Source organism: Parabacteroides sp. Y3-G-102 (assembly GCF_023656845.1).
GTDB classification, from domain to species: domain Bacteria; phylum Bacteroidota; class Bacteroidia; order Bacteroidales; family Tannerellaceae; genus Parabacteroides; species Parabacteroides distasonis.
In genome coordinates this window covers 1-22918 of the sequence record NZ_JAMOKU010000022.1, presented here as the reverse complement: position 1 = coordinate 22918, position 22918 = coordinate 1, and the positions used below count along the sequence as shown (strand labels likewise).

Annotated in this window: 18 protein-coding genes and 1 pseudogene; 6 read left to right on the top strand and 13 right to left on the bottom strand. The window is 44.5% G+C overall.

Features of this window, described 5'->3' with window-relative positions; translation table 11 throughout:
- Positions 1-16: 16 nt before the first annotated feature.
- From NBH16_RS12405 to NBH16_RS12390, 4 genes are all read right to left on the bottom strand, one after another.
- Positions 17-397, bottom strand: a complete 381-nt coding sequence (locus NBH16_RS12405) for a HepT-like ribonuclease domain-containing protein (protein ID WP_170104864.1) — start codon at positions 395-397, stop codon at positions 17-19.
- Positions 390-683 (bottom strand): nucleotidyltransferase family protein, encoded by a 294-nt coding sequence (locus NBH16_RS12400; protein ID WP_048927716.1) that lies wholly within the window; start codon positions 681-683, stop codon positions 390-392. The genes NBH16_RS12405 and NBH16_RS12400 overlap by 8 nt, the downstream gene beginning before the upstream one ends.
- Before the next feature lie 89 nt (positions 684-772).
- A complete protein-coding gene (locus NBH16_RS12395) occupies positions 773-2398 on the bottom strand; it encodes a RagB/SusD family nutrient uptake outer membrane protein (RefSeq protein ID WP_250788674.1) in 1626 nt (541 codons plus the stop codon).
- Positions 2399-2410: 12 nt separating this feature from the next.
- Positions 2411-5188, bottom strand: coding sequence for a SusC/RagA family TonB-linked outer membrane protein (locus tag NBH16_RS12390; RefSeq protein ID WP_250788673.1), 2778 nt, complete (start codon positions 5186-5188; stop codon positions 2411-2413).
- A 272-nt stretch (positions 5189-5460) separates the two neighbouring features.
- On the opposite strand from NBH16_RS12390, the gene mdh reads away from it, so the two are divergent.
- Entirely contained in the window at positions 5461-6402 is a 942-nt protein-coding gene (mdh, locus tag NBH16_RS12385; protein ID WP_005855409.1) for a malate dehydrogenase, read from the top strand.
- A gap of 270 nt (positions 6403-6672) precedes the next feature.
- Here mdh and NBH16_RS12380 read toward each other — a convergent pair whose 3' ends face one another.
- From NBH16_RS12380 to NBH16_RS12360, 5 genes are all read right to left on the bottom strand, one after another.
- On the bottom strand, positions 6673-7134 hold the full coding sequence (locus tag NBH16_RS12380) for a hypothetical protein (RefSeq protein WP_022193087.1): 462 nt from the start codon (positions 7132-7134) through the stop codon (positions 6673-6675).
- Positions 7135-7318: 184 nt separating this feature from the next.
- Positions 7319-8086, bottom strand: coding sequence for an acyl-ACP--UDP-N-acetylglucosamine O-acyltransferase (lpxA, locus tag NBH16_RS12375; RefSeq protein WP_022193086.1), 768 nt, complete (start codon positions 8084-8086; stop codon positions 7319-7321).
- 23 nt (positions 8087-8109) lie between these two features.
- Positions 8110-9501, bottom strand: a complete 1392-nt coding sequence (locus NBH16_RS12370) for a TolC family protein (protein ID WP_005865140.1) — start codon at positions 9499-9501, stop codon at positions 8110-8112.
- Positions 9502-9504: 3 nt separating this feature from the next.
- Positions 9505-12726 (bottom strand): efflux RND transporter permease subunit, encoded by a 3222-nt coding sequence (locus NBH16_RS12365; RefSeq protein ID WP_005865138.1) that lies wholly within the window; start codon positions 12724-12726, stop codon positions 9505-9507.
- Positions 12727-12779: 53 nt separating this feature from the next.
- Positions 12780-13991, bottom strand: coding sequence for an efflux RND transporter periplasmic adaptor subunit (locus NBH16_RS12360; RefSeq protein ID WP_250788671.1), 1212 nt, complete (start codon positions 13989-13991; stop codon positions 12780-12782).
- Positions 13992-14291: 300 nt separating this feature from the next.
- On the opposite strand from NBH16_RS12360, the gene NBH16_RS12355 reads away from it, so the two are divergent.
- From NBH16_RS12355 to uxuA, 4 genes are all read left to right on the top strand, one after another.
- The gene (locus tag NBH16_RS12355; RefSeq protein ID WP_008780866.1) at positions 14292-14918 is read left to right on the top strand and encodes a DUF7847 domain-containing protein; all 627 of its coding nucleotides are present in this window, start codon (positions 14292-14294) and stop codon (positions 14916-14918) included.
- A gap of 34 nt (positions 14919-14952) precedes the next feature.
- Positions 14953-16014, top strand: coding sequence for a LacI family DNA-binding transcriptional regulator (locus NBH16_RS12350; RefSeq protein WP_250788670.1), 1062 nt, complete (start codon positions 14953-14955; stop codon positions 16012-16014).
- Positions 16014-16826 (top strand): SDR family oxidoreductase, encoded by an 813-nt coding sequence (locus NBH16_RS12345; protein ID WP_005855387.1) that lies wholly within the window; start codon positions 16014-16016, stop codon positions 16824-16826. The genes NBH16_RS12350 and NBH16_RS12345 overlap by 1 nt, the downstream gene beginning before the upstream one ends.
- Before the next feature lie 74 nt (positions 16827-16900).
- Positions 16901-18079, top strand: coding sequence for a mannonate dehydratase (gene uxuA, locus NBH16_RS12340; RefSeq protein WP_250788669.1), 1179 nt, complete (start codon positions 16901-16903; stop codon positions 18077-18079).
- Between the two features lie 178 nt (positions 18080-18257).
- Here the strand turns inward: uxuA and NBH16_RS12335 are convergent, their stop codons facing one another.
- The 4 genes from NBH16_RS12335 to NBH16_RS12320 all read right to left on the bottom strand — a co-directional run bounded on the left by NBH16_RS12335 (position 18258) and on the right by NBH16_RS12320 (position 21570).
- Positions 18258-19556 (bottom strand): TRAP transporter large permease, encoded by a 1299-nt coding sequence (locus tag NBH16_RS12335; protein WP_121772990.1) that lies wholly within the window; start codon positions 19554-19556, stop codon positions 18258-18260.
- 12 nt (positions 19557-19568) lie between these two features.
- Positions 19569-20039, bottom strand: a complete 471-nt coding sequence (locus tag NBH16_RS12330) for a TRAP transporter small permease (protein WP_048927709.1) — start codon at positions 20037-20039, stop codon at positions 19569-19571.
- Positions 20023-21018, bottom strand: coding sequence for a TRAP transporter substrate-binding protein (locus NBH16_RS12325; RefSeq protein WP_005855377.1), 996 nt, complete (start codon positions 21016-21018; stop codon positions 20023-20025). The genes NBH16_RS12330 and NBH16_RS12325 overlap by 17 nt, the downstream gene beginning before the upstream one ends.
- Before the next feature lie 249 nt (positions 21019-21267).
- Positions 21268-21570: a helix-turn-helix transcriptional regulator gene (locus tag NBH16_RS12320; RefSeq protein ID WP_005865121.1), complete on the bottom strand. Its 303-nt coding sequence runs from the start codon at positions 21568-21570 to the stop codon at positions 21268-21270.
- A 423-nt stretch (positions 21571-21993) separates the two neighbouring features.
- On the opposite strand from NBH16_RS12320, the pseudogene NBH16_RS12315 reads away from it, so the two are divergent.
- Positions 21994-22797 (top strand): annotated as a pseudogene (locus NBH16_RS12315) (M23 family metallopeptidase); the annotation flags it as partial.
- Positions 22798-22918 lie beyond the last annotated feature (121 nt).

The window sequence follows — 22918 nt, the reverse complement described above, 5'->3', positions numbered from 1 at the left end:
AATATTATTTTCACCCTTAATTTATTGTCTCTAAATCCATTTTCATTTGCCGAATTATTTTCAAAAGAGAAATTAAGTCTTTATTCACAACCGCAAAGATCTCTTCCTCATCAATACGATGATACTCATGAGCTATAATATCCCTTAATCCCATAATAGCAGTCCAAGGTATATCTGTATATTTTATTAAATAACTATGATTAGTTTTATTATCAATAGTCTTGACACTTTCTCCAATAAAAACCAACTGCATACAGATGCCACTTAAAATGAACATACCATCTTGACTCAAAAGGAAATCATCCGGACAATTTATCTCCCCCGATTTACTCTGTATTAAGAGAATCGAATTTTCTATTCGATCTAACAATGAGCCAATCCGTACCTTATCAAACATAAATCAAATCATTTTCGATATTTTGTCCAAATACACTATCAACAAGTTGTTTGCGAAGACGAATGATATCGACTCTACATCCAAACAAAGACTCTAACTCTTGTTTCATTCGGCTACGTAATAATAGATTAGCTTCCCCTTCGTAAGCAATATCTACGTCACTCTCCTCTGTTTGTTCATTTCGCACGACTGAACCAAAAAGGGCCATACGAACAATGCCATAATCTTTAGCCTTATTTTGAAAATAGCCACGTAGCAATTCTATACACTCTTTTTGCGATCTCATAGACAAACGTTTTACTTTTTACACAAAGAAAAATAAAATCTTCCTATATTCCAAATTATTACATAATTGATAAATACAATCCAAATCTACTAATATCCCGGATTCTGTATCAAATTAGGATTCAAGGAACGGACTTTATCGGGAATTGGGAAAACGGTGGTATAGCCATTCGATTCATCGGGCAATTGAGGGCGATCCGTATAAGGGCGGGTAAACTTTCCAAAACGTACCAAATCCTGCCTCCTCCAGCCTTCCCAAGCCAATTCCAGTTGACGCTCAGCCAAAATATTTTCTAATGTCGCCTCACGAGGTAACATTCCCACACGGAAACGAACGGCATTCAACTCTTCATCCCCATTCTCTCCATTACGAACTTTCGCTTCCGATCTCATTAATAAGACATCCGCATAACGGAATAATACGATATCATTATCCGATAGCTTTCCATCTTTCGTTCCCATCTTATCGATCTCGTATTTCTTCATGCGGGCACCCGCCGTTTTCTCGGCAGGCAACCTAGACAAATCCAACTTAACTTCTAGAGGTAAATACACCAAAGGAGTCCCATTATCTAACCGAATCGTATCACCATTGAGGTCAAACATCGTATCGGCGTAATAATTCTCATAAAACCGGGTATCGACCGAGTCCGTCCCATACGCAAATACCCGAAGGGCCTCTATCGTAGCGCAAGAACCGTTCTCTCCCCCCAATCCATATGCTTTGGCATGATTATAGTGACGGGAGCGGAAAAGATATTGCATTTGGTTCGTATATAAGTTCTTATCCATCGGAATCGTGAAAATATTCTCTCCGGACGATTCATTAAATACAGAAAAATTATCCGCATAGTTCGGAGATAAGCTATAGTTTAAGTCCGTTATTGAATCACAGTACGCCACAACCGTTTGCCAAGCGTTCAACTTCCTCTCGCCTACCCTAAAATAGATTTCCCGTCCATTCGGACGCAGACCATCCGTCCAGTCGTTATCCGTAAACACTTCTGCGTTTAAGGCCAACTTCGCCAATAAAAAATAAACAACCGGTCTCGTAATCCTTCCATAATAATCGCCGGGCGAATTACTATGCGCCGTACTCAATAACAAAAGGGATTCTTGTAATTCTTTTACAACAAAATCAAAGACCTCTTTCCGGTCACTCTGCCGCACGTCTTTCACCGGAATGGAAGAAGAAACGATAAGAGGGACACGGCCAAACATATCGACTAAATAATAATAATACATCGCACGCAAGGCACGAACCTCCGCCTCATACCGATCTAAATCGTTATAATCCGTTTTTTGCCGCAACTCGCCTAATATCTCTAAAGATTGATTGCTTAATACGATTACTTTATACAGATATTCCCAAGTAGCTTGGATAGCGTCACTATTCGTTCCCCACTTATGCAAGAAGAGACCTTGCCAGAAACCACCGTCATACCAGTCGCCGCCACGAGTCGGGAGCATGGCCTCGTCAGTCGTAAAGGTATTCAAGTCGTAGACACCCCGGTACGTTCCCTGCAATCCTTGGCTATCGCTATAACCTCCGATATAATTATATAAGGAAGCAACCGTATTCAGATAGACATTCTGCGGGGTATCGTACGCATCCTCCGGATAAAGCTGATCACGAGGGTCCTCTTTCAGATAGCCATCGCACGACGATAACATCAAACCCGCAAATATATAGGATAAAATAGAAAGCTTTCTCATACGAACATCTTTTTAAAAATTAAAACTCAACCCCATCGTATAGGAACGAACCACCGGATAAGATCGCTTATCGTCTATACCTAACGTATTATTTACGATAGAGCTATTTATCATCGGAGTCAATCCCGAATAACCTGTAATTGTCGCCAAATTATTTACGGAAACCGAAAGCCGTACGTTTCTTACATATTTCCTTAAATTACCCAGAGGCACGTTCCAACCCAACGTCAAATAATCAAAATTGATATAATCCCCTTTCTCCAACCAATAATCCGTAGCCGTCTGATCTTGAATATTCAGGGATGGAGCTTCTCGCAACACGTTATAATCCGGGAATATATCCATATTCATATAAGTTAGCGATGTTCCATTATAAATCTTATGCCCAAAGGCTCCGTTAATCTGTACTGATAGATCGAATTGTTTATATCGGAAACTGATATTAGAGCCTAAAAGTGTTTTCGGCATGGCTTGTCCCGCAATATAACGATCCTCACCATCCTCCAAACTCACCCCGTTCCCGTTCAAGTCCTCAATCTCATACTTATAGCCACCATTCCCGTCGGAAACCAAACCTGTACATTTCGGTAAATAAAAAACCCCCAAAGGCTGTCCGACCATTTGATAAACGATATGATTATACCCTCCATGGAAACCAGCCCCATTTAAATCCGAGATGCTGGTATATTCCGGGGCGGACATATATTCCCCTTTATAGTAACCGCTCAAGGAGAGCAATTTATTCCGTTGGAAAGTTACGTTTACGTTTATATTCAATTCCATATCTTTCGTACGCAAGGGTGTGACGCCAATACCCAATTCCACACCACTATTCCGCATCGACCCCAGATTCGCCAACATTTTATTATAAGCGAAAGGCGGAACGCTTACATCGTATAAATACAACATATCATCCGTCTTGGAATTATAATAATCTACGGCGAGAATAAAACGATTGTCGAAAAACCCGGCATCGATACCGGCATTGAACGTACGTTTTACCTCCCATTTCAAGTCCGGATTCGCATTACGGATCGTACCCAAGGTAACGGTGGGCGCACCATTTACGGAAACAACCCCATTAGGCTTCATCAATCGCAAAGAATTGTAAGAATCGATCGCGTCTTGATTACCGGAAAGGCCATATCCCAAACGAATCTTTAAATTCCTTACCCACGAGATACCTTCCATAAACTCCTCTTCGGTCAACACCCAAGCGACAGAAGCCGAAGGGAAAAATCCCCATTTATTATTGGCCCCCACTTTCGAGGAGGCATCCGCTCGAGCATTCACGGTAGCGATATACTTTCCATCATAAATATAATTCACACGTCCAAGGAAAGATGCTAGATGAGGAGCCTCATAGTAAGAACCGGTCCCCTCCCATAAACGTACCGCACCTGCCTGTAAATTATCATAACCAAAACGATCGGTACTGAAATTCGTCGCAGTCGTATAAAAACCTCTCGTTATCATTTTCTGAGCTTCCGCCAATCCCAATACATTTAGCTGATGCAAACCAAAGTCTTTTTTATAGGCCAACATGAAATCTCCCAATAAAGATTCTGTTTTCCGCTCCCCCCGATAAGCCTGCCCATGTGCCCAAACCGAAGTAGGGAGGTATTGGGCGTTATCTACCACATTATAGGTATACGAACCGAAAGCCGTAAACATTAAATGCTTACTCAAGTTAAAAACCAGTTTTAAGTGCGTATTTATATGAGCATTCGAATCATCATCCTTCACCTCCAACCAAGCCAAAGGATTCGTGATCTGGCTAGCGTTGGTTATTTGATCCCAGCTACCCGTCTCCATATTCTTATGATTCGGAAATGTCGGGTTGAAAGTAGCGGCGGAATAGAACATCTTCTGTACATCATTTAAATAAGCATTTTTCAGCAAGGAACCAAATATGCCTAAATCAAAGACCAGAAGATCATTGAACGCATGCTGCGTAATATTCAACTTGGTCGTAAAATTACGTGAGTTCGTATTTCGGATAACCCCTTCCCTTTCCACAAATCCCAAGGAGGCACGATAACTGGAAGTCTCCGAACCACCCCCAAAAGCGATATGATGATTCTGCACCAACCCTAACCGGGTGATCTCATCCTGAAAGTCCGTATTATTCCCTAAATCTAAAATACCGATATTACGTTCCTCCGCCAGTTTCCGGAAACCATTCGCCGATAACATATCCAAACTTTTATAAGCCGCCTCCACACCGAAACTCCCATCATAACTGATACTAAAAGCTCCCTGCCGCCCTTTCTTTGTCGTTACCTCGATAACACCGGAAGCACCACGAGAACCATATTGAGCAGTCTCAGAGGCATCTTTCAAGATCGTGAAGTTCTCGATATCCGCCGGATAGATCGAGCTAAGCAAATTAAGATCGGCAAAAACCCCATCAATAATCACCAACGGATCATTACCTCCCGTTAAGGAAGTTGTACCCCGGACCCGGACGGCAGCCAAGGCAGCGGCGCTATTTCCTCCAACCGGGATACTAACGCCGGACACCCTTCCCCGAAGAGCGTCCAAGGGTGTAGAGATCAGTCCCTCATTCATCCCCCCTTCATTCACCCGGTTTACGGAACCGGATAAAGTACTACGATTGCCCGTAGCATATCCGACAGTGATCAACTCATCTATCAAATTGGAGTCCGACAAGAGAGGCTTGATCGTATCCGGCAGAAGCGGCAGCTCCTGACCGTAGCCGTAAGAGAAAGACAAGGCCCCGCACAGAAACAAAAACAGGACTTTTCGGATATATATAAGAACTTTCATAAGTACGTTGGATTTAAGATTAATAACCCATGTAAATAAAACTTCCCTCGGTTAAGTTTTGTTCGCACCCAAGATACAACATTTCCTCAAGATCTTAAAAATAAAAGCGTACCAAGTTGTCAAGAAGCCTCGACAAGGCTTTAGCGATATTTAATAATGTCCCTCAAAAATATATACGGAAATATTTCTTTATTCCGTAATAGATTGTACCTTTGCCATCGTTAAAAAACATAGCGTATTATTAAGTAATAACATACTAAAACTTATTTATTATGTCAAAAGTAACAGTTGTTGGTGCCGGAAATGTAGGCGCTACTTGCGCAAATGTTCTTGCCTTCAATGAAGTGGCAGACGAAGTTGTAATGCTAGACGTAAAGGAAGGCGTATCCGAAGGTAAAGCGATGGATATGATGCAGACCGCTCAATTGCTAGGTTTCGATACTAAGGTTGTAGGTTGCACAAACGATTATGAGAAGACAGCTAACTCTGACGTTGTAGTTATCACTTCTGGTATTCCTCGTAAACCGGGTATGACTCGCGAAGAACTGATCGGTGTTAACGCTGGTATCGTTAAGAGCGTAGCTCAAAACATCTTGAAATACTCTCCGAACGCAATCTTGGTAGTTATCTCTAACCCGATGGATACAATGACTTATTTGTCATTGAAGTCTTTAGGCTTGCCGAAGAACCGTATCATCGGTATGGGTGGTGCTTTGGATAGCTCTCGTTTCAAATATTTCTTATCTCAGGCTCTAGGCTGTAACGCTAACGAGGTTGAGGGTATGGTAATCGGTGGTCACGGTGACACTACAATGATTCCGTTGGCTCGCTTGGCTACTTACAAAGGTATCCCTGTTAGCAAATTGTTAAGCGCAGAGAAATTGCAAGAGGTTGTTGCTTCCACAATGGTTGGTGGCGCTACATTAACTAAATTGTTAGGTACTTCTGCTTGGTATGCACCGGGTGCTGCTGGAGCATTTGTTGTTGAGTCTATCATTCACAACCAAGGTAAGATGGTTCCTTGCTCTGTTTACTTGGAAGGTGAGTACGGTGAATCTGATCTTTGCATCGGTGTTCCTGTTATCCTTGGCAAGAACGGTATCGAGAAGATCGTTGAGTTGGAATTGACAGCTGAAGAGAAAGAGTTGTTCGCTAAGAGCGCTGCCGCTGTTCATAAGACTAACGAGGCTTTGAAAGAAGTGGGTGCACTTTAATTTGAATTTCTATTAAAGCGATAAAAGAGGCTGGTCCTTCGGGGTTGGCCTCTTTCTTTTTATGTGGATACGGACAGTTACGACGGAACGAAGATAATATTCGTATTTTTCAATCTTTGAAGATACATACGTATCTCCATTGATTTATTTCAAAAGATCACGGTAAAGCATTTATGACAAAAGTACAGTTTTTGTTTGAATATGAAAAGCCTTCACTAGTTCAATACGAGCTTCACTAAGTTTATTCGTTTCATCCCAAACCGGTAATCACTACTTCAACTTTCCAGCCTCATTCAATACTTTCAGGAAGTTGCTCCAAGCTTTCTCTATCTTTTGCATGTTTTCGTCCCTTTCCTCTTGGTTACTTACCTCATTTTGTAGAACATCTACAACAGGATATCCATCATATAAATAATATCTCTGATAATCCCCTAATAAGACTGGGGCATTATAGATAACGGAACTTATCGAAGAGATACTGCCTACCGTGAAGTGACCGTTTCCAGCTATCCGGAATTCAACCTTCTCATTGCCTAGCACGTCTTGCTTGATAGAAATATTCTTCTCGAAAACGATTTCTTTTGTAACTGAATTAAAAGATTTGATATCATCCGGGACTTTGATCACTTGTCCGGTAGTAGCCGTATCAAAATTTTCCTCATCATTATCGCAAGCGCAATAACCGATGAGAAATACAGACATGATAAGATATAATAAAAATGACTTTTTCATATTAAACCTCCTTTATTGGATTTCATTGCGTGTTGTCTTATTAGTAAGACACTTAAAAAGAGACAAATGCTGCACGTTTACCATTATTTAACAAACATTATTAACCAAACCGTCCTTCCATTATATAAAAAAAGCCGGAGGAAATGATTTCCTTCGGCTTTTACCTATCGTTTGTTATTGGTATTTATTTGACAATACCTAATTTAGACTCACCAACGAAATCTATAATATGTTGGATCTCCTTACTCATCGGAACCTGATCCTTGATCATTAACAAGGCATCCGTAAGGCTGCTGTTTCCTTGGAAGATGATCCGGTACGCATGACTGATGTGCTTGATAACCTTTTCACTGAATCCCTCATGAGACATGATGAAAGAGTTCACGCCATAATACGTGGTAGGCTCCTTTGCCGCTACGATAAAAGGAGGGATATCCTTACGGAAACGACAGCCGGTTTGAATCATCGCCCAAGCCCCAACCCGGGATCCTTGGCTCATCAACACATTGCCTCCGAAGATCACGTAATCTTCCAAGATGCAATTTCCGGAAATCTTACTACCATAGCCGAATACACTACGATTTCCGATCCGCGTATCATGAGAAACATGTACCCCCTCATGCAAGAAATTACCATTACCGATACTAGTACGTCCTTCCGCTGTCGAGGAACGGTTAATCACCACATTCTCACGAATCACGTTGTCATCTCCGATTACGGCGATCGTATCACCTCCCTTATAAAAGAAATCCTGAGGCTCAGCAGCGATAACAGCTCCGTTAAATACACGGTTGCGATTTCCCATGCGTGTACCGCTCATCAAGCTGGCATGAGGCATGATCTCGCAATCATCCCCGATCTCCACGTTCTTATCAATGTACGCAAAAGGATGAATCGTAACGTTCTTCCCGATCTTTGCGCTTGAATCTACATATGCTAATGGACTAATCATAGCTTTACTACATTTAAAGGTTATTATTCTCTACCACCACCGATGGCACTGTATAAACTGACAACCGCTTGCATACGTTGCACATTGTCGGATACTTCCGTCAACTGAGCGCTCAAGAGGCTCTGCTGTGCGGAAAGGATTTCCAAATAAGTAGATTGAGCCGACTGGAACAAGGCGCTGGTATAAGCCACCGCTTTCTCTAGCTGCTCGATCTGCGCTCTATCTTGGACAAGCTTCTTGCTCGTGGCATCATACTGATGTAAAGCATCACTCACCTCCTTACCTGCTTCCAGAATTGTCTGCTGATAATTCATTTGAGCGATCTTCTCTTCTGCCTTCGATACCTTCAAGTTAGCGACCAACTTACCATTGTTGAAGATCGGTTGGGCCAACGAAGCCAAAGCTTGAAACATAAATTGGCCCGGATTGGCGACAGAGATGCCTGAACCATTCGTCCAGCCCGCTGTCGCCGTGATATTCAATCCCGGATAAAAAGCGGCACGGGCTTTGTTCGTCGTATAATAGGCACTAGCAAGTGTCATCTCCGCGATCTTCACGTCCGGACGATTCTCCAACAATTGCAAAGGTACACCCACCATGATATCCTCCGGCATTACTTGTTCCTCCAAAGTACCCCGATCGATCTGTTGAGGGGCCTTAGCCAATAACACGGACAATGAGTTTTCCACGCTACGCACCTGGCTCTCCAGCTCGATCAACGAGCCGGAAACCTGATGGTAAGCGGCACGCATTTGCGTCACGGCAGCCTCGGTAGCCATACCCGCTATCTTCATAGCCTCCATGACACGAACATTCTCTTTATAGATATCAACCGTCTTAGCGGTAATTTCCACCTGCCGATCAAGCATCAACAAGGTATAATAAGTATTCGCTATACCACCGATCAATTGAGAGCGCACGGCCTGTCTTGAATACTGGCTCTGTAAGTAGGAGGCTTTTTGGCCACGGCTCGCGTTCAAGAGCTTTCCGAATAGGTCAACCTCCCAGCTAGCGGCCAAAGGCGTTGAGTAAGCCTTTACGTATTCGCTATTTCCAATCGATGTAATCGTCCCTTGGGGAGCGAAATTAATAGAAGGCAAGAAAGACAGACGGGCGGAAGTCAACAATACTTTCGCTTCCTCTACCCGAAGAACAGCTGCCTGCATATCTACATTATTGGCTAATCCCTCCTCAATTAACGCCTGTAACTTCGGATCACGAAAAACTTCCTTCCAAGGAAGGTTTCCCATATTGGTCGTATCCGCAGAGGCTAATGTATCAGTCTCGGAAACCGGATCACGATAAATTCCCGTCGCATCGATGGAATCCGGACGCTCGTATGCCTTATAGATATGGCAACTGCTTAACAAAGCAGTCGCACATACCATATATATAATTTGTTTCTTCATTGTCATCTCTTATTTTATTTTAGCGTACTGTTCTATTTCCGTACTCATATCGCTGTTATCCAAATCTTCCCATTCGATCGGCTTGAATTTCTCCTGTAAGTACTGGAATACCACGAACAAAACCGGAACAATAAAGATCTGGAAGATCATACCGATGAACATACCGCCGATAGCCGCTGTACCCAATGTACGGTTACCGTGCGCTCCTACTCCGAACGCGAACATCATAGGCAACAATCCGACCACCATCGCCAATGAGGTCATCAAGATCGGACGCAAACGGGCGGCGGCTCCTAATACGGCAGCCCATGTGATACTCATACCCATACGACGACGTTCCAAAGCGAACTCTACGATCAAGATAGCGTTCTTCGCCAACAAACCTACCAACATGATCAAGGCGATCTGCATATAGATATTGTTAGACATGGTTCCTACGATCATCTTCAACGCCGGGATATTTCCCAAAGCGGCCCAACCTTGGACGAACAAGAAGCTACCCATCAAACCGAACGGCACGGAGAGCAATACGGACAAAGGAAGGATGTAACTCTCATACTGCGCACTCAACAGCAAGTAAACGAATACGAAACACAGCAAGAAGATCAAAGCCGTCGTACTGCCACTCGTACTTGCCTCCTCACGTGCCATACCACCTAACTCATAGTCGAAACCTGCCGGAAGCGTTGTCTTAGCCACCTCGTCAATCGCTTTCAACGCCTGACCACTGGTATAACCATCCGCCGGGGCAACCATGACCTTGATGGCGGTATACATATTGAAACGGCTGATGATATCCGGGCCATATACCTTCTTCATCGTAATGAACTGGGAAATCGGAGCCATATCGTTACCGCTCTTTACCTTGATGTTCTTCATGGACTCCATATTCTTACGCAAATCGGGATCCGCTTGCACCATTACACGGTACATCTTACCGAAACGGTTGAAGTTAGAGGCATATAAACCACCATAATATCCCTGCAAGGTAGACAAGATGTCCTTCGGACTGATACCGGCTTTCTTACAAGCGGCAGCGTCGATATCGATCTCGTATTGCGGGAAGTTCGGGTTAAACGTAGTTTGAGCGGACTTGATCTCCGGACGTGCCGTCAAAGCGGCCATATATTCCTTGGAGATATCAAAGAAACGATCCAAATTACCTCCGGTCTTATCCTGCATATTCAACTCAATATCACTGGACGCTGAGTAACCCGGGATCATAGGCGGCGTAAAGAACAATACCTGAGCGTCTTTCACGATCTTTTGGGCACGCATGAACAAACTACCATATACGATATCCGAGTTCTGCATCATAGAACGGTCTTCCCAGTCTTTCAACTTGATGATAAATGAGCCGTAAGAAGGTCCTTGACCACCGATAAAACTGAAACCAACAACCGCCGTACGCGACTCTACCGCCGGATCCGCAGCGATCAAACTATCGACCTTATTCATCACCTCATAGGTACGCTCCTGGGAAGTTCCCGGTGGTAACGTAACGGCACCCATGATCGTACCCGTATCCTCGTTCGGCACCATACCGGTAGGCGTAACCTGCATCAAGAATACCAATACGGCGATACAACCGGCGACAATACCGAATGAAAGCCATTTCTTCTGGATAAAGAACACGACCTGCTTCTTATACTTAGCTAGCAAAGAATCGTAAGCCGCATTGAATGAGGTATGGAAACGGGAAATAAATGTCGTTTTCTTTTCTTTATGCTCCTCATCATGCGGTTTCAGGAATATCGCACACAAGGCGGGACTCAATGTCAAGGCGTTCAAAGCGGACAAACCGATAGCGATCGCCATCGTCAGACCGAACTGGCGATAGAACGTACCGGCCGTACCTCCCATGAAACTTACGGGAATAAACACGGACATCATGACCAACGTAATGGAGACGATAGCGCCACCCAACTCACTCATGGCATCGATAGAAGCGAGTTTCGCCGACTTGTACCCTTGGTCCAACTTGGCATGGACACCCTCGACGACGACGATCGCATCATCGACCACAATCGCGATGGCAAGCACCATAGCACAAAGAGTCAACAAGTTGATACTAAATCCGATCAAGGATAACATAAAGAAGGTACCGATCAAGGCAACCGGGATAGCGATAGCCGGAATCAACGTAGAACGCAAATCCTGCAAGAACACATATACCACGATAAACACCAATACGAACGCCTCCAACAAAGTCTTGATTACCTCATGGATAGAAGCGAACAAGAAGTCATTGGCATTCATGGAAATATTCACCTTCATTCCGGGAGGCATTGTCAACTGGGTTTCCTCCAGCAAGGTTTCAATGTTACTAATTGTTTCCGTAGCGTTGGTTCCCGGCATCTGGTAAACGATACAGGTAACGGCGTCGTGACCATTTACACGGTTGATAAAGTTGTAAGTCAAACGCCCCAACTCGATATCGGCGATATCTTTCAAACGCAAGACCTCACCATCCGGCAAAGCCTTTACAACAATCTGCTCAAACTCATTAGCCTCTTGCAAACGTCCTTTATAGCGGATCGTATATTGGAAAGACTGATTTCCTTGTTCGCCGAACGAACCCGGAGCGGCCTCTACGTTCTGTTCAGACAAGGCAACGGTTACGTCGCTCGGACTTAATTTATATTGGGCCATCACATCCGGCTTCAACCAAATACGCATGGAGTAGTCCGTACCCAACACGTTGGCATCACCGACACCCGGCACACGCTGGACTTCCGGGATCAAGTTAATCTTCGCGTAATTCTCAAGAAACTCTGAGTCATAACGATCATCTTCCGCGTATACGGAGAAAACCAACAACATTGAGTTCTGACGTTTCTGGGTCGTCACACCAATCTGCGTTACCTCGGCGGGCAACAAACCTTGTGCCATAGATACACGGTTCTGCACATTGACAGCCGCCATATCCGGATCCGTTCCTTGCTTAAAATAAATGGAGATATCCGCGGAACCATTATTAGAGGCATTGGAACTCATATACATCATGTTCTCAACACCATTGATCTGGTCTTCCAAAGGCGCGATCACACTATTCAATACCGTTTGCGCATTGGCACCCGTATAAGTTGCCCTTACCGAAACGGTTGGAGGGGCGATATCCGGATATTGGGTAACCGGCAAGGAAATCAAGCCTAGGAAACCCAAGATGACAATCAAGATGGAAATCACCGTGGAGAGCACCGGGCGGTTTATAAATCTATCTAATTTCATATCTTTCGTTTTTACTCGACAAAAGCGAATATTTGTCTTATTCTATATACCTATTAATTAAAAGCAGTCTGCAAATTACCGTCATGCTGGTCTTTCAAGGCCTGATCGTACTTTGCCTTTTGCTGCTCACGAGTAATCGGCTGGATTTCTTGGCCGTCTTTCAAGATCTGTACGCCTTCCACGACAATCTTATCACCGGACTTCAAACCTCCCGTCACTAAATAATTTTTGCCATCATTCAAATTGGAAACCTTGATCTCGGTATTCTTCACGGTATTATCAGGCTGCAATACAAATACGAATTTCTTATCCTGGATCTCCACGGTAGCCGATTGAGGGATCGTAATGATATCGTTCATCGTATATGGGAAGATGATATTACCAGTACCACCGCTTCGTAAGACATTTCCCTCGTTAGAGAAAATAGCACGCATGCTTACAGAACCGGTAGATTGATCGATGACACCGCTCACGGCATCAATCTTACCCTCATAATGGTACGTAGAGCCATCCGCCAATTGCAGTCTTACGGCCGGCATCTTCTCTAATTGCTCTTTCAAGGTACCACCGGCTTTCGTCAATGCCAATAGCTCCTTTTCCGTCATAGAGAAATACACATACATATCACCGATCTCAGATACGGTAGTCAGCGGTTGAGCGATCGAAGCGCTTACCAAGCTACCTACACGATACGGGAATGTACCGACAACACCGTTCGAGGGACTTGTAACCGTACAGAAAGACAAGTTCTGGTTAGCGCTAACCAATTGAGCCTCCGCCTGCGCCAAGCTCGCTTTTGCCGACATCAGCTGGTTCACGGCAGTCTGATACTCGAAATCACTGATGATTTTCTGATCAAACAAAGTTTTCTTATTCTTCTCGGTCAATGTTAAAGTGCTTACGTTTGCCTTCGCCATCTCTACCGCGGCCTTAGCCTGACCTACCGCGGCAGCGTACTGCGTAGGATCAATTTGGAACAACGCCTGTCCTTTACGAACCGTAGCTCCCTCATCCACACATAATTTCACGATAAATCCAGAAACTTGAGGACGGACTTCGATATCCTGCGTACCTTTGATGGTAGCCGGATAGGATGTTGTTTGGTCGCTAGTCGTTGAATTGACCGCCATCACAGCGAACTCAGCATCCCCTAATTTCATACCACTCTGACTGTTTCCACAGGCAGTTAATAAAGACATACCAACCGCAAACAATGCGATCTGCCTTAACTGAGTAATCGTAATTTTCAGCATTCGTTTATCCATATTTGTATATAATTATATATTCAAGGCTGTTTTTCAGTTACCTTTTCTTTCTAACCCAAGTGGAGATCTTTCACATCTATTCACACAATAGGGTCTTTACTCGTCGTTTCATCCTACAAATGTAGAAACTTTTTACACGATTTCTGTTTCCTACTTATCTTTTTCACCTAAATTAATAGCACTTAAAAGGAAGCGCCTGTTGAAATACATCTCTTTTGGTTTCAAACGAAAATAAAATTGTTTTTTTCAACAATATATTTTACATTTGTGTCCACACACAATAAACAAATATTATATATTATGGAGCCTAAATTTATAATATCAGAAGTATTCAGTACCGCATGGAAGGGAACGAAGTCGCAGCTATGGATATTAGCCGGATTATTAATCGGATATTGTATCTTATCTTTCACGCTGACAGCGTTCGCGATGCCCATGCAAAGTTCTATTATCGGTAAAATCATCGTAAACGTGATCAGCGCGTTATTCTCCATTATTTTCTCCTTAGGATATATGAAAAATATATTTCAGGCGTTGGATGGGGAAGAACCTCAGTTTTCCGCATATGGACAACAGACAAAGAATATCATCACCTACTTTCTAGCGAGTCTTATCACGGGATTTGTCGTATTGGCGGGTTTCTTATTTTTTATCATCCCCGGTATTTATCTGGCATTGCGCCTTCAGTTCTTCCAAGCCTTTATTATCGAGGAAAACGCCGGGATTATCGAGTCTTTGCATAAAAGCTGGGAGATAACGAAAGGACAAGTATTGCCTCTGTTCATTCTGGCGTTGGTAATGATCGGGATCCTGATATTAGGATGTATTTTGTTCGGTATCGGAATTTTCGTCGCCGTTCCTCTTATCTATATGATGTATGGCTACGTTTTCCGTAAATTGAACACTCCTCTTCAAATACTCGAATAAACAGAGAGGACGAATACACACTACAATCTATACCATGAATAAAAATTACAGGATAAAAGATATCGCCGAATTATCCGGTGTATCGACCGGTACGGTAGACCGCATTTTACATGAGCGGGGAAAGGTCTCGGAGGACGCACGGAAAAAGGTGGAGAAAGTCTTAAAAGAAATTGACTATCAACCAAATCTGATAGCCCGTTCTTTAGCGTTGAAGAAAAAATATCATTTCATCGCCTTGATCCCTTCTTTCCATGAAGGGGAATACTGGGCGAAACTAAGCCAAGGGATCGAGAAAGCGGAACGGGAATTGTTTAGCTATAATATAGATGTCGAGCAAATCTATTTTGACCAATACGATAGCAACAGTTTCGACGAATTAATCCCAAAGATTGAGACTGCGGATTGTCAAGGGGTTATCATCGCTACATTATTCAAGCAAAGTGTCTTGACCTTGACCCCGCGGCTAGACCAGAAAGGTATTCCTTATATATTAATCGATTCTTTTATCGACCACACGAATTGTATCTCTTACTACGGAACGCATTCATATGATTCGGGGTATATAGCGGGACGCCTTTTATTCGAGCAAATCCGTGAAGAGGACGATCTAGTGATTTTCCGTTTCACCCGTAAGGGGGATTCATGTTCTACGCAAGTGCAGAAGCGAGAGGAAGGATTCCGGGATTATCTCGCCAATACCTCATTCAAGGGAAAGATTCATTTGCTGCATGTGCACGCGGATGACCGAGAAGAGAATACGAGACTACTGAATACTTTCTTCGAGAAATATCCTCAAGTAAGAATCGGTATCATCTTTAATTCGAGGGCCCATTTCCTTGGAGATTATCTAAGTAGCGAACGGCCGGACTATCCTTTCAAGCTTCTTGGCTACGACGTGATAGAACCGAACGTCCGTTATCTGGAAAACGGCTTGATCACGCATTTGATCGCCCAGCGACCGGAGGTACAAGGATATCATTGTATCAAGGCACTTTTCAGGTATTTGATCCTTAAGGAGAAAATTGAGCCTGTCAATTATATGCCGATCGATATCTTGGTAAAGGAAAATATACAATACTACAATAATTATATCTGATGAACTCCTTATTTAGCGTAAAAGAGAAAGTGATTTTGTTGACCGGAGGCTATGGTATATTAGGAGCCTGCATGGCCAAGCACTTGGCGAGAGAAGGCGCGTACGTCGTAATCCTCGGACGAAACGAGCAAAAAGGATCTGCCTTGGTCAATGAGATTAAAGCGGAAGGGGGCGAGGCCTTATTCTTGGTTTCAAACGTATTGGATAAAGCCTTGCTGGAGCAAAACAAACAAGAGATATTGAAAGCATATGGGAAGATTGATGTTTTAGTCAATTTGGCGGGTGGCAACCAAGCCGGAGCGACGATTCCTCCCGACAAGACGATCTTTGATCTGGATATCGATGCTTTCCGGACGGTCGTGGACCTGAACTTATTCGGGACCGTACTGCCGACAATGGTCTTCGCCGAGGTCATGGTGGGACAAGGGAAAGGAAGCATTATTAACATCTCGTCCGAATCATCCCTACGCCCATTGACTCGTGTGGTTGGCTATGGATGCGCGAAAGCCGCTATCAACAATTTCACGCAATACATGGCCGGGGAGCTAGCGATTAAATTCGGAGAGGGCCTGCGAGTGAACGCCATGGCACCGGGATTCTTCCTTACCGAGCAGAACCGGGCATTGATGAGCAATCCGGATGGATCACCTAGTGATCGTTGCAACACGATCGTCGCACACACGCCGTTCCGCCGCTTAGGAAAACCGGAGGAGTTACTCGGTACTTTACAATGGCTGGCGAGCGACGCCTCCGCATTCGTAACCGGTACCGTGATCCCCATAGACGGAGGTTTCGACGCTTTCTCCATCTAAATAATGTGCCAACCAGCCATGCATCAAACCGCATTGGCATATTGGCACATTGATAAATTTAAAAATTATTCATTATGTATCTATGTGAGCAAACTTGGCGTTGGTACGGACCGAATGATCCTGTCAGCCTTTGGGACATCCGTCAGGCGGGTGCCACCGGTATCGTAAATGCGTTGCACCATATCCCGAACGGGGAAGTTTGGACTACGGAAGAGATTCAAAAGCGGAAAGCCTTGATCGAATCCGCCGGATTACGGTGGAGTGTGGTTGAGAGTGTGCCCGTACACGAGCATATCAAGACGCAAACCGGGGATTTTCAAACCTATATAGAGAACTACAAACAAAGCATCCGGAATCTGGGAGCTTGCGATATCCGGGTAGTTACTTACAACTTCATGCCGGTATTGGACTGGACTCGTACCGATTTGGCTTATACGATGCCGGATGGTTCCAAAGCCTTGCGCTTTGAACGCTCGGCTTTTATGGCGTTCGACTTATTTATATTGAAACGACCGGCGGCGGAAGCCGAATATACGGAGGCGGACAAGGCGAAAGCCAAGGCACGCTATGACGCTATGAGCGAGGAAGACCGCCAGCTGTTGGTTCGCAATATGATCGCCGGACTACCCGGCTCGGAAGAGACTTTTACGATCGAGCAGTTTAGGGAAGCGTTAGACCGTTATAAAGATATCGACGCGGAGAGACTTCGCTCGAACCTGATCTATTTCTTGCGGGAAATCGCTCCCGTAGCGGACGAGGCCGGTGTCAAGCTCGTTATCCATCCGGATGATCCCCCCTATTCCATTCTCGGGCTTCCCCGTATCTTGAGCACGGAAGATGATTTCCGGAAGTTAATAGAGGCCGTGCCGAATCCTAGCAACGGGCTTTGCCTATGCACAGGTTCTTTCGGTGTCAGAAGTGATAACGACTTGGCCGGGATCATGGAACGTTACGGGGATCGGATCGATTTCGTTCATTTCCGCAGCACGCAACGAGACTCGGAGGGTAATTTTTTCGAGGCGAACCATCTGGAGGGCGATGTGGACATGTATGGTGTCATGAAAGCCTTCCTTGAATTGCAGCAACGCCGCCAATGCTCCATCGCCATGCGACCGGATCATGGACATCAAATGATAGACGACCTAAAGAAGAAAACCAACCCGGGCTACTCCTGCATCGGACGTTTACGGGGTCTGGCCGAGCTACGGGGATTGGAGATGGGTATCGCCTTATCCCTGTTCAAAGGACATTAAAAAGATAGCGTCTTACAGTTAGCGCAGTACTGTGTACGAAGTACCGCAGTACTGTGACTGAAGTACTACAGTACTCTGCACGAAGTATTGCGGTACTCAGCACGTAAGTACTGGAATACTTCGTACAGAGTACTGCCCTATTTATAGCACAAGGCTACCTCGACCCTATGGGGGAACATCACAAACCGAACAACCGGGGAATCAATAAGCTTAAATCCGGCAAGAACGCCACCAAGAACAAGACGATAACCATCGCCGCGAACATCGGCAGCAACGGGCGGATCACCTGATCGATCTTTGTCCCCGCCACGCTACATCCGATAAACAATACCGAACCCACCGGTGGCGTACACAATCCCACACAAAGGTTCAACACCATCATGATCCCGAAATGTACCGGGTCCATCCCTAATTGCCCCGTCGCTATCGGCAGGAAGATCGGGGTAAAGATCAATACAGCGGGCGTCATGTCCATAAAGATCCCGACAATCAATAGGATCACGTTGATAAGTATCAAGATGACCACCGGATTGTCGCTTATACTTAGCAAAGCGGCACTTACTGTCTGAGGAATATTCTCATAACTCATGATCCAAGATAAACCCGTACAGGTCGCCACCAAAAGAAGGACGATAGCCGTAGTCTTGGCCGATCGCAATAACACTTGCGGCAATTTAGCCCAAGTAAGTTCTTTATAGATAAAAGAGAGGATTAACGCATACAGTACAGCGATCGCCGAAGCCTCGGTAGCCGTAAACAGTCCCGCCAAGATTCCTCCGATCACGATCACCAATAGCATCAAACTAGGGATCGCCCTGAAAAATACCTTTGTCGCCTCCGAGAACGGAACACGTACGCCAACCGGATACCCCTTTCGTGCGGCAAACATAGCGGCTACGATCATGATCGCCACTCCCGTAAGAATTCCCGGTAGATAACCAGCCATAAACAAGGCGGATACAGAGACTCCACCACTCGCCAAGGAGTAAACGATCAAGACATTACTCGGAGGTATCGTCATGCCGGTAGTGGCGGAAGAGATATTTACGGCGGCACTGAAATTCGGATCGTAACCGGCCTTTTTCATCTCCGGTGTCATAATACTCCCGATAGCAGAGGCAGCGGCGGCGGCAGAGCCACTGATCGCCCCGAATAACATATTCGCCACGACATTGACCACCGCCAGTCCTCCGGGTAACCGTCCGACCAGCACTTTAGCGAAATCGATCAAGCGCAAAGCGATACCTCCGCTATTCATGATATTCCCCGCCAATATAAAAAACGGGATCGCCAGCAGAGCGAAACTGTCCAGACCCGAAGCCATACGCATCGCATAAGTCGTAAGGGCGGGAAGCGAGTCTATATTCACGAGCATCGTCAATATACCCGCCACACCGATGCTATACGCTACCGGAACCCCGACCACCAGCAGGAAAAAGAAACTTATCACTAATACGAGTATACCTATAATATCCATATCATCAGTCTTTTAAGAATTAGAGGAACGAAATAAGGTGATTGCGTTATCTATCGCATAATAAGCGGTAAGCAATCCCCCTAGCGGCAATGCCAAATACACATATCCTAAATTAATCTCTAAGGAAGCCGAAGTAACTCCCAAATGAAAACGAGTGTATACCAGCCAAGCCCCTCCTACGATCAATACAAATACAGCGAATAAAAATACGATCAAGAAGATAAACAATCGCAAGAGCTTCCTGCGGGAAGGACGCATATGTTGAAGCAATAAATCGATCGCTAGATGCTCATTTTTACCGGATACATAAGCGGCCCCCAGCAATCCCACCCAGATCAATAAATATCCGGCCAATTCATCCGTCACGGAACTCGGGGAAACCAGAATATACCGGCTTAATACCTGCCATAGCACATCCACGACCAAGAAAGCCATCAAGAAAATCAACGATAGCTCCAATCCTTTATCAATTATCTTTCTCATGGGTATTCTGTATTTGATCGATTAAATCATGAAAAACCGGATCATTCTTAAACCGCTCGATCATCGGGGCGGCGGCATCCATAAACGGCTGCTTATCCGGGTAAATAATTTCCACTCCGTGCGCTTCCATCTCCTCTAGCGATTGCTTCTCTTGCTCCGCCCAAAGTTTCCGTTGATAAATAGCGGCGGCGTCAGCGGCCTGTCGCAGCCAATTACGTTCTTGTTCCGTCAGCTTCTGCCAAGTAGCCAAACTAATGATGATCACGTCCGGACACATCGTGTGCTCATTGACTGAATAGTATTTTACCACCTCATGATGGAACGCTGTTGTCACGGAAGGCGTATTATTCTCGGCTCCATCCACGACATTACTTTGTAAGGCCGTATACAATTCACCCCAATCCACGGGAGTAGCCGAACCACCGAATGTCTTCATCATCTCCACGGCTATCGGGCTCTTTTGCACACGGATCTTCAGTCCTTTCAGATCCTCGGGAGTACGAATCTGCTTGTTTACCGTATAAAAGCTACGGGCCCCCGAGTCAAAATAAGCGAGTCCCCTAAACCAATAAGGTTCCGTTGATCCCAATATCTGTTTACCTACCGAACCATCCAACACCTCGAAAAACTGCTCACGGGAACGGAATAGATAAGGTATGCCAAATACCTTAAACGGATCGGCAAATCCTTCCAACGCGGCGGAGGAAACTTTCGTGATATCGAGACTTCCTATTTGAAGCAACTCTATACATTGATTTTCGGACCCCAATTGAGCGGAAGAATAAATGTCCATGCTCATCTTTCCTCCGGACAACTCTTTCAGACGCTCGTTCATATAGAGCAATCCTAAATGGACGGAATGGCTGGGGGGCAATCCGTGTGCCAGTTTCAGCACCCTTACTTCCTTTACCCCTTCCTTACAGGAGAAGGAGAAAGATACGCACATCAGGAATAGCAGGGCGGTCTTTAGAACTTTCATATTAGAAATGTTAACAATTCGTTGTTTATCGACAAATATAAAGGAAATAATCGAATTGTGCACGTACACAGAAGAAAAAAGTGGCCGCTTTCTTCCTGCCTATATTCACATACGGAACAAGAAGAGCACGGCCTTGATTTAACCTATTTCTCTAATGTTATGATGAAACATCGAGACGGTCAAATGTAGAAACAATCAAAGTGACCGGTCTTATATCGACCGTGATCTTATTTCACGAAAGCGTGAAACTTATTCACGCCTTTTCTCTAACAACCATTTACGGATCTCCTCTATATCTTCCTTGTCCGCTTCTATAGTGATTGAATATCGCCGGGGTTCGTCCGCTAAATACACCTCCCGCAAGAAATCATAGGCTAAGACTTCCGATATACGCAGTAACAAATCAACATCAATACTGCTTCGCTTAAATATCTTATAAATATTGGTACGTTCATAATGAAGCGCATGGGCAAAATCAGAAACCGAAAGTCCCCGCTCTTCCATTTTCTCTTTTATTAACGAACCGATATGTATCTCCTTTTGTTCTTTCATATACAAAAGCCGTTTTTAAGGTAATCTTATCTCATAAATAAACCCACATCTGAGAAAAGGTGTGTTACACTTTACCTTAAACCCGTCAAACTGCGGCACGACCAAATGCCTTGTACACAACAGAAATAAGGCAAAGGAACACACCAAATACAGGTGTATTCGCATTGTCTATTTCTCTGTGTACTTTAAATTGGTCGTTTTCAGTTTAGAGAAATACCAGCAAATACAATATCGTCATCCTCTCTGACCAAAGAGACAAACTAGTCCCCTCAATCATCGTATAATATCTCCATTTTACCTTTACAAAGGTAGGCAAATTCAACTATCAGAAAAAACACAAAGAATAAAAAGAAGTATAAACATATCGGAAATATAGGTCATTGAAAGAGGCTTTTTTATACTTTTGTGGTAAAACAATATCTAATGGCATCTAAAATACACAATGGAATACTCATTCTTACGCTAATTTTATTTGCGTCTTGCCGTACGCAAAAGCCTGCTCCACGCCCGGCCCCTCCCGAGACTGTGGATTTCCCTACGGCGAATATTCCTCTTCCTGTCATGGATTTCAATTTCATGTTGCCGGAAGCTCCGGAGCTAGCGGTTTGTCATTCTCCTAGAAAAGATATCACGGAAGCCTTTACGCCCCGTGATAAAAGCCAGATAGCGATCAAGGACCCCAAGCTATTCGATGAGAATAACACGGAAATTATTGATTTATCCTTGATCCCCGCCGGGGAATACGCATTTCCCCTTCCTAATGGAAACGTGATCTCTCCTTACGGGGGAAGGAGAAGACATCATTCCGGAGTAGATATCAAAACTTGTGCCAACGATACGATCGTGTCTGCTTTCGATGGTATTGTCAGGATGGCGAAACCATTCGCCGCCTATGGCAACGTTATCGTTGTCCGCCATTATAATGGACTGGAAACGATCTATAGCCACAACTCCAAGAACTTGGTTAAACCCGGAGATCGTGTTCTCGCCGGACAACCGATCGCCTTAACCGGACGTACCGGCAGGGCTACTACCGAGCATTTACATTTTGAGACTCGTATAAACGGAGTTCATTTCAATCCGAATATCGTCTTCAACATGGCTAAAAGGAAATTACGTTCAAAATGTCTGGTTTGTACCCAGAAAGGTAATAACGTAATCGTCAAATCGGTTGATATATTACCCCATCAAAAGGCTGGTCCATACGTACCGCCACCTCCTTATAAAGGCTCACCCGATAAATCAGGGGGAAAATTCTTTAATTCTATAGAAAATTTGCACCTTTGTACCATGAACAATCAAGGACTATTAGCATTGGCACAGTTGATTCTGCCATCAGAGATACTTT